Source organism: Streptomyces katrae (assembly GCF_000966975.1).
In the GTDB taxonomy this organism is placed as follows: domain Bacteria; phylum Actinomycetota; class Actinomycetes; order Streptomycetales; family Streptomycetaceae; genus Streptomyces; species Streptomyces katrae.
The window spans coordinates 1-8,352 of the sequence record NZ_JZWV01000935.1 but is presented as its reverse complement, the minus strand read 5'-3'; the positions used below and the strand labels follow the sequence as shown (position 1 = coordinate 8,352).

The window sequence follows — 8,352 nt, the reverse complement described above, 5'->3', positions numbered from 1 at the left end:
GTGGTGGTGAGGGCGGGGACGGTGACGGTGAGCTTGCCGGCCGGGGAGGCGGCGGTCAGGCCGGTGGAGTAGGGGGAGTTGGGGGTGGTGGGGGCGGGGCCGCCGTGGAGGGTGCGGTAGCGGGCGCCGGCGGGGGCGTCGAGCTGGACCGTCCTCGGCACGGTGGCGTTGTTGGCGGCGACCAGGTACTCGGTGCGGGTCCTGGGGTCGGTGCGGGCGAAGGCGTAGACGCTGCCGTCGGACAGGCGCTCGCTCTGGATGCCGTCCCGCAGGGCGGGGTGGTCCTTCACCAGCTTCGAGAGGGCGCTGATCTGCCGGTAGAGAGGGTGCTCCGTGTCGTAGGCGTCGCTCGCGGCGGTGCGGGTGGTGCCCAGTTCGTCGTCGTCGAGGTAGTCGGCGATCCGGGTGGCGAAGAGGGGCTGACGGGCGTCCTTGTCGCCGCCGGAGCCGGTGAAGCCCTGCTCGTCGCCGGAGTACACCACCGGGTTGCCGCGGGAGAGGAACATCAGCTCGTTGGCGAGCCGGTAGCGGTCCAGCAGCTCGGTCTCGCCGGCACCGGGCCGGTCCTGCTTCAGGAAGCCCCCGAAGCGGCCCATGTCGTGGTTGCCGAGGAAGGTCACCTGCTCGTAGGCGTTGGCCTTGTCGGTCGTGTACCGGTAGTCGTCGCCGAGGACGGAGGCGAGGCGTCCGGCGGGCGCGCCCTGGGAGGCGTACGCGCGGATGGCGTCCTGGAGCGGGAAGTCCAGGGTGGCGTCCAGGCGGCCGCGGGTCACGTACGGGGAGGTGACGGCGGTGTCCGCGGAGTAGACCTCGCCGAACATGAAGAAGTCCTTGCGGCCGTGCCGGGCCGCGTACTGGTCGAGGGCGGTGGCCCACTGGGTCCAGAAGCCCATGTCGACGTGCTTGACGGTGTCGATGCGGAAGCCGTCCACGTCGAAGTCGTGGACCCACTTCTCGTAGATCTTCTCCATGCCGCTGACGACCTCGGGGCGTTCGGTCCACAGGTCGTCGAGCCCGGCGAAGTCGCCCTGTTCCGCCGACTCCCCGGCGAAGGTGGAATCGCCCCGGTTGTGGTACATCGCCGGGTCGTTGAGCCAGGCTGGGGACTTGAGGTCCTTCTTCGCGGCGGGGACGGAGGGGGTACGGGGGAAGGTGCGGGCGGCGTCGACGGCGGGGAACTTCTTCTTCCCGTCCGAGTAGTCGCTGTCGTCGAAGGGGACGCCGTCCTTGGTGAGGTAGGGGAAGGCGCCTTTGGAGAGGTAGTCGTGGGACCCCTCCTTGTAGTCGACGACGTCGGCGGTGTGGTTGGTGATGACGTCGAAGAAGACCTTCATCCCCTTGCCGTGCGCCTTGTCGATGAGGCGGGCCAGGTCGGCGTTGGTGCCGAAGTGCGGGTCGACCTGGGTGAAGTCGGTGATCCAGTAACCGTGGTAGCCGGCCGAGGCGTTGGCCCCCTCCCCCTGCACGGGCTGGTTCTTGAAGATCGGCGCCAGCCAGATGGCGGTGGTGCCGAGCCCCTTGATGTAGTCGAGGCGGTCGGTGATCCCCTTGAGGTCCCCGCCCTGGTAGAAGCCCTTGTCGGTCGGGTCCAGGCCGGTCTGCAGCCGGGTGCCGGTCAGTCCGCCGGTGTCGTTGCGCGGGTCGCCGTTCGCGAAGCGGTCCGGGAGCACGAAGTAGAACTGCTCGCGGGTGAGGTCGTGGCGGGCGGGCTCGGCGGCGAGTTTCGCGTCCGAGGGCGGGGCCGGTGGCGTGGCGGCGGCCGCGCCGTGCGGCAGGGCCGGCAGGAGGGCCACGGCCAGGGCGGCGGCGGCCAGTCCCGCTGCGGGGCGTGTCAAGGGGTCTCTCCTCGGGGAGGTGAGGGCCGCCCGGCGTGGCAGGGTCAGGAGTGCCGGGCGGCCCTGGGCGGAGGGCGCGCGGTCAGTTGCGCCAGGTGTCGGTCAGGGTGACCTTGCCGTTGGCCGGGACGGTGGCGGAGCGGTTGGCCCCGCTCTCCCAGGTGACGTTCCCCGAGGCGTCCTTGCGGACGTACTTGTAGGCGAACGTGGTCCCGGCGGGGAGGGTGACGTCGAGCTTCCACACGGGGTAGGAGGCCGGGTCGAGCTTGAGGGCGGTGCTGTTCGTGCTCCAGTTCCCGAGTTCCGCCCGGTCGCCGGTGACGTAGACGTCCTGGCCCGGGACGGTGGTGGCGGTGACGGCGAACGAGGCCCCGCCGGCGGCCGATGGGGTACCGGTGCAGGTGCGGGCGCCGATGTGCAGGGCGAGGGCGGTCTGCGGGGCGAGCGTGGCGGTGAAGCGGCCGCCCGCGTCGACGGTCACGGCACGACCACTCTGCACGTCGCAGTAGTTCCCGGCGGGGAGGGAGGTCTGGAAGGTCCGGGTCAGGGCGGCGGTCTCGTGGTTCAGGGCCACGTACGCCTTGGTCCCGCGGCCGAACGCGATCTGGTTGCCCCCGTTGTCCCACCAGTCGGTGACGCCCTGGCCGCGGGCGGTGTTGCGCAGGCCCACCATGGAGGAGATCTCCGGCCAGGCGTGCTGGCACTTCCACCCGCCGGTGTAGCAGGCGTTGACCGTGCCCCCGTTGGGCGGACCGGCGTCCTTGTCGCTCCACTCGTAGCCGGAGTGGACGTCCGGGGAGCCGTAGGGCCAGGCCAGCATGAAGACGGAGGCGAGGGTGTAGTTCGCGCCGTCCTTGTAGTTGAGGGTGTCGCCGACGCGCTCGGTGTCGTGGTTGTCGACGAAGACCGCCGACTGGGCGGAGGGCATGTACCCCCAGCCCTCGCCGAAGTTCTTGAGGTAGGCGAGCTTCTCCCCCTGGAACACCCGCTTCAGGTCGCGGGCGTACCGGAACTCCTGCACGTCCCCGTTCCCGAGGTACTCGCTGGGCTGCACGGCCTCGCCGGCGCCGTATATCGCCTCCTGCTTCCAGTAGGCGTTCGGGTTGGTGAGGCGGGACTTGATGTTGGCGAGGTCGGCGGCCGGCATGTGCTTGGCCGCGTCGATGCGGAACCCGTCGACGCCGAGCGACAGCAGGTCGTTGAGGTAGGCGGCGATCCGCCCGCGCACGTACTCCTCGCCGGTGTCGAGGTCGGCGAGCTGGACGAGCTCGCAGTTCTGGACGTCGGCACGGTTCTGGTAGTTGGAGACGGTCGCCCGGCAGTCGTCCATGTCGGCGCCCGAGTAGACGCCGGGGTAGTCGTACTTCGTGTACGAGGAGCCGCCGGTGCCGATGCCGTCCCCGGCGGCCATGTGGTTGATGACGGAGTCGGCGACGACCTTCACCCCGGCGGTGTGGCAGGTGTCCACCATCCTCTTGAAGGCCGCCCGGTCCCCGAGCCGCCCGGCGATCTTGTAGCTGACGGGCTGGTACGAGGTCCACCACTGGGGCCCCTGGACGTGCTCCTGCGGCGGCGAGACCTGGACGTACCCGTACCCGGCGGGGCCGAGGCTGTCGGTGCAGGCCTTCGCGACGGAGTCGAAGCGCCACTCGAAGAGCACGGCGGTGACGTCCTTGTCCCCCGGCGGGGCGGCCAGCGCCTGCGGCGCCTGCGCGGTGAGGGAAGCGGCAGCGAGCGCGGCCACGGCGAGCCCGGCTCTGCCGGCGCTCGCGGATACGGATCTGGCCATGCGGGGGTCCTCCTGGCGGGAAGGCGTGGGGGGTTGCACGCGACCGTAGGGGGCGCCCAGGAGTGTTGCAAGACCTTGCGCAAGAGATTGCAGAATTGTTTCCGGCCTGATGGGCGGGTGCAGCCGGGCAGGCTTCCGGCGCAGCGGGGCAAAGTGTGGCATTCAGCCCTACGCAGTGGCGTTCTTGCAGGTGAACCCGGCGGTCCAGCCGGCCTAGCCGACGGCCTCGCCCTCACTACGGGCCCGGCCTGGGCGGCTACACCACGTGCTGTGATCAAGCACCTGACGGCACGCGGCCTGACCGCGCTCGCCCTGACCGCCCTGCCCCTCCTCGCCACGACCCCGGCCAACGGCGCCGCCCTCGGCCAGGCTCCAGCGACCGCCCCGGCCCTCCACCGCAGGGTCTTCCCCGAACCCCCGCCGGCCGACGTCGTCCGCGCCGAACTGGACCGGCTCACCGTCGAGCCCCCGCACTCCATGGCCGGCTACAGCCGCGCCATGTTCCCGCACTGGGCCAAGCAGTACGGGGAGTGCGACACCCGCGAGGTCGTCCTCTCCCGTGACGGTCACGAGGTGACCCAGGACTCGGCCTGCCGCGCCATCACGGGCACCTGGTACAGCGAGTACGACGACAAGACCTTCGACTCGGCCTCCAAGATCGACATCGACCACATGGTCCCGCTGGCCAACGGCTGGCGCTCCGGCGCCGACACCTGGGACACGGCCAAGCGCAAGAGGTTCGCGAACGACCTGGACAACTCCCAGCTCATCGCGGTCTCCGCCGCCTCCAACCGCTCCAAGGGCGACCAGGCCCCCGACCAGTGGGCCCCGCCCAACACCTTCTACTGGTGCACCTACTCCAGAGCCTGGACGCACATCAAGAGCCTGTACGAACTGAGCATCACGCCCACCGAACGCACGAAGCTCATCGAGATGCTGAGCACCTGCGACTGAACCGGCACCCCACAGGCGATACTCAAGCGCTGACGATCACTCGGGGGGGAAATCGTGCTGGCTTGGTCGGTACGCATATCGGGCCTGCTCGCCTTCACGGCGGCGGCGGCGCTGGCGGTCTGGACGGCGGGCCTGGCGGACGGCGTGCCGCTGCCGGCGCCCGGCCTGACGGAGCTGGCGTGGGTGGTGGGCGGACTGGTCTGGCTCCGGGTCCTCGCCCTGTGGGCGTGGTGGTTCGACGAGGAGTACGGCTGGCTGCCGACCCGCCCGGAAAGGCCGGTCTCCCTGACCAAGGGCGGGCGGCCCGGCCCGCTGCGACGACTCGCGGACCGCGAGTACGAGAGCACGGCGTGGGTCTTCCTGCGCCAGAGCGCGGTCTGGTCGCTGGTGGTCACGGCGATCGCGGCGATGAACGTCCTGGGCAGCTCGCACGGCTCGCCGTACGTCCACTCCCTGCTCCAGGCGGGAGCCGCGTACACGACGGCGATTGTGGCCGAGGTCTCGGACGTCGACGAGGTGCGCAACGGTGACGAGGAACTGGTGGGCTACCACACCACCCTCGTCGTCACCACGCCCCAGGGCAGCCGGGTCCGCTCGGATACGGCCTTCACCCCGCACCGCCCCGAGCCGGGCGACCAGGTCCGCATCCTCTGGGCCCCCACCGCCCCGGAGCTGGGCGGCCTGGTGGGCACCGACGAGCCGCTCGACCGCTACCTGAAACGCGACTGGGGCCCCACCCTGCGCGGGGTGGGGCCGGCCGCCCTGGCACTGCTCCTGGTCCTGACCTGCATGCTGCCCACAGCCGTGGGGGCGGAGGCCGACGGCCTGCAGGAACAGGCATGGTCCCCGTTCGCCCAGACGGTGCACGCCGCGGCGATCACGGCCGTACTGGCGGCCGCCCTCCCCTACCTGACCGGCACGCTGGACAACGGCTACCTCGGCCTGGCCGCCGTCGGCCTGCTGGCCCTCTACATCGCGATGCCGGTCCGGGCCCTCATGGCCTGAGGACCCGGACCGGCGGCGACGCTCAGATCACTTGACGTTGACGGCCGTCCACGCGGCCGCCACCTGCTGGTACTCCACGCCCGTCGAGCCGTACAGGTCGGCCGTCGCCTTCAGGGTCGCCACACGGGCGCCCGCGTAGTCGGTGGTCGAGGTCATGTAGGTCGAGAGGGCCTTGTACCAGATCTTGTACGCCTTGGTCCGGCCGATGCCCGCGACGGTGGAACCGTCGTACGTCGGCGAGTTGTACGCCACGCCGTTCACGGTCTTCGCCCCGCTGCCCTCGGACAGCAGGTAGAAGAAGTGGTTCGCGACGCCCGACGAGTTGTGCACGTCGAGCCGGCCCACCGTCTTGGACCAGTAGTCGGCGGAGGCGCCGTCCTTGCTGGGCTTGTCCATGTAGCGCAGCGGGGAGCCGTTGCCCCGGATGTCGATCTTCTCGCCGATGAGGTAGTCACCCGGGTCGGAGGCGTTGTTGGCGAAGAACTCCACCGAGGTGCCGAAGATGTCGCTGGTGGCCTCGTTCAGGCCGCCGGACTCACGGCTGTAGTTGAGCTTGGCCGTGGCGGCGGTCAGGCCGTGGCTCATCTCGTGGCCCGCCACGTCCAGCGCGGTCAGCGGCTTCTGGTTGTTCTGGCCGTCACCGTAGGTCATGCAGAAGCAGCTGTCGTCCCAGAAGGCGTTCACGTACGCGTTGCCGTAGTGGACGCGGGAGTAGGCGGCCCGGCCGTCGCCGGCGATGCCGTTGCGGCCCAGCTCCGACTTGTAGAAGTCCCAGGTGACGGCCGCGCCGTAGTGGGCGTCGACAGCGGCGGTCTGGCGGTTCGACGGGGTGCCGTCGCCCCACTTGTCGTCCGCGTCGGTGAACAGCGTGCCCGTACCGGAGGTGCCGCCGTTCAGGTCGTAGGTCTTGTGCCCGCCGCGCGCCGTGTCGGTCAGGCTGAACGCCGACCCGCTGGGCGCGGTGCCGAGGGTGACGGTGCCGGAGTACTCGCTCGTCCCGACGCCGGTGTCGATGGCCTCGTACGAGTAGAGCTCGGCACCGGTGGCGGCGTCGGTGATGACGTGCCGCTCGCTGGGGGTGCCGTCGTGCTGGGTGCCCGTGACGACGGCCTCGTACGCGAAGACCGGCTTGCCGGTCGCGGCCCACACGACCTGACGCGCACCGGCAGGAGCGCGCAGGGCGGAACGGGCGCCGGCCGGGGCTATCTTCGCCTCCACCGCCTTGTCGGTCTTGCGGCTGCCGTCCTTCTTCTGGTGGACGACCAGGTCACCGCCGAGGACGGGCAGACCCTGGTACGTGCGCTCGTAACGGGTGTGGACCGTACCGTCCGCGTCCTTCACGACGTCACGGGCCACGAGGCGCTCGTCACCGGTCAGACCGATGGCACGCGCGGTGTCGGAGGCGGAGTTCTGCGCCTCGCTGATCGCCTGGGCGCGGGCCCCGGCCGACAGCGTGAGGGCGGTGGCGCCCGCCTCACGCTCGGCGGACGCGCTGGCGGACCCCGTCTGAACGGCGATGGCGACCATGGCCGCCGAAGCGACGATCGCGGCGGCGCGCAGCGTGCGGGGGGTGCGGGAAGAAGACATGGGGAAGGTCTCTCCTTGTGAGCCGTGGGGGGACTGGCTGAGAGAGTGCCAGGAGAATGGCCGAAGTGACAGGTACGCAACAAGAATTTGACCTTCCGTTGTCCGTTGAGCGGAGCACAAGCACCGCTCAACGAACGAAAACGCCCCATTCCGCTTCCCCGAAAGGCGAGTTACTCGATCAGCCGATGCCTAACCTGTCGGTGTCGAGCTGCAAGGAAGGGGCAAGGCCGCATGTCGTACGACGCAACCCCGGACCCGTACTCCGATCCACTGGTGTTCGGCCAGAGAATGCAGATCCTCCGCACCCGGCGCGGACTCACCCGCGACCAACTCGGCGGCCTCCTGGGGAGATCGGGCTCCTGGGTCAAAGCGGTCGAGACCGGCCGCCTCCGCACCCCCCACCTCCCGATCGTCCTCCGCGTGGCCGAAGTGCTCCGCGTCCGGAACCTGTCCGAGCTCACGGGCGACAACACCCTCCAGGCCGACCTCTTCGCCGGCCCGGGGCACCCCAGGTTCGCCGAGGTCCGCGAGGCCCTCAACTCCCTGAACCTCGGCAGCACCCACGAAGCACCGCCGGTCGCGCACCTCACCGCCCGCCTGTCCCGCGCCTGGGCCGCCCGCCACTCGGCCCCCGACCACCGCGAGGTCGTGGGCGCTTTGCTTCCCGGCCTGATCCGGGACGCGCAGGCCTCCGTCCGCCAAGCGGAGACGGTCGCCGACCGAAAGGCGGCCCAAGCCCGCCTGGCAGAGACCTACTTCCTCGCCCAGTTCTTCTGTGCCTACCAGCCCGACGCCCCCCTGGTCTGGCGGGTGGCCGAACGCGGCATGACGGCCGCCCAGGACTCGGAGGACCCCCACGCCATCGGCCTGGCGGCGTGGCTCACCACCCAGGCCCACCGCGACAGCGCCCACTACGAAGCGGCCGACGCCGTCACCCTCGAAACCCTCCGCTACCTGACCCCGCTCCTCCCCGACGCCACCGCCGACGTGCGGGCCGTGGCGGGCGCACTCACCGTCGAGGCCGGCCTGACGGCGGCCCGGCGCGGCGAAACCGGAACCGCATGGCACCACTGGGACCAGGCCCGCCTCCTGGCGGAAACCCTTCCCCCCGCCTACTTCCACCCGGTCACGAGCTTCTCCCGGGCGGTCATCGGCGCCCACGCGGTCTCCGTGGCGGTGGAA

The 8,352-nt window shown here is 70.7% G+C and carries 6 protein-coding genes; 3 read left to right on the top strand and 3 right to left on the bottom strand.

The features are described 5' to 3' along the window. Positions 1 to 1,835, bottom strand: a 1,835-nt coding sequence (locus VR44_RS29965) for an alpha-amylase family glycosyl hydrolase (RefSeq protein ID WP_045950758.1), incomplete at its 3' end; no start/stop codon positions are given. An 82-nt stretch (positions 1,836 to 1,917) separates the two neighbouring features. Then, positions 1,918 to 3,624 (bottom strand): carbohydrate-binding module family 20 domain-containing protein, encoded by a 1,707-nt coding sequence (locus VR44_RS29960; RefSeq protein WP_045950757.1) that lies wholly within the window; start codon positions 3,622 to 3,624, stop codon positions 1,918 to 1,920. 270 nt (positions 3,625 to 3,894) lie between these two features. On the opposite strand from VR44_RS29960, the gene VR44_RS29955 reads away from it, so the two are divergent. Both VR44_RS29955 and VR44_RS29950 read left to right on the top strand, forming a co-directional pair. Then, a complete protein-coding gene (locus tag VR44_RS29955) occupies positions 3,895 to 4,578 on the top strand; it encodes an HNH endonuclease family protein (RefSeq protein WP_045950756.1) in 684 nt (227 codons plus the stop codon). 54 nt (positions 4,579 to 4,632) lie between these two features. Beyond that, entirely contained in the window at positions 4,633 to 5,583 is a 951-nt protein-coding gene (locus VR44_RS29950; protein ID WP_045950755.1) for a hypothetical protein, read from the top strand. A 27-nt stretch (positions 5,584 to 5,610) separates the two neighbouring features. Here VR44_RS29950 and VR44_RS29945 read toward each other — a convergent pair whose 3' ends face one another. Then, positions 5,611 to 7,170, bottom strand: a complete 1,560-nt coding sequence (locus VR44_RS29945; RefSeq protein ID WP_045950754.1) for a M4 family metallopeptidase — start codon at positions 7,168 to 7,170, stop codon at positions 5,611 to 5,613. A gap of 231 nt (positions 7,171 to 7,401) precedes the next feature. Here VR44_RS29945 and VR44_RS29940 point away from each other — a divergent pair. Next, the coding region (locus VR44_RS29940) for a helix-turn-helix domain-containing protein (RefSeq protein ID WP_045950753.1) at positions 7,402 to 8,352 on the top strand (951 nt) is incomplete at its 3' end.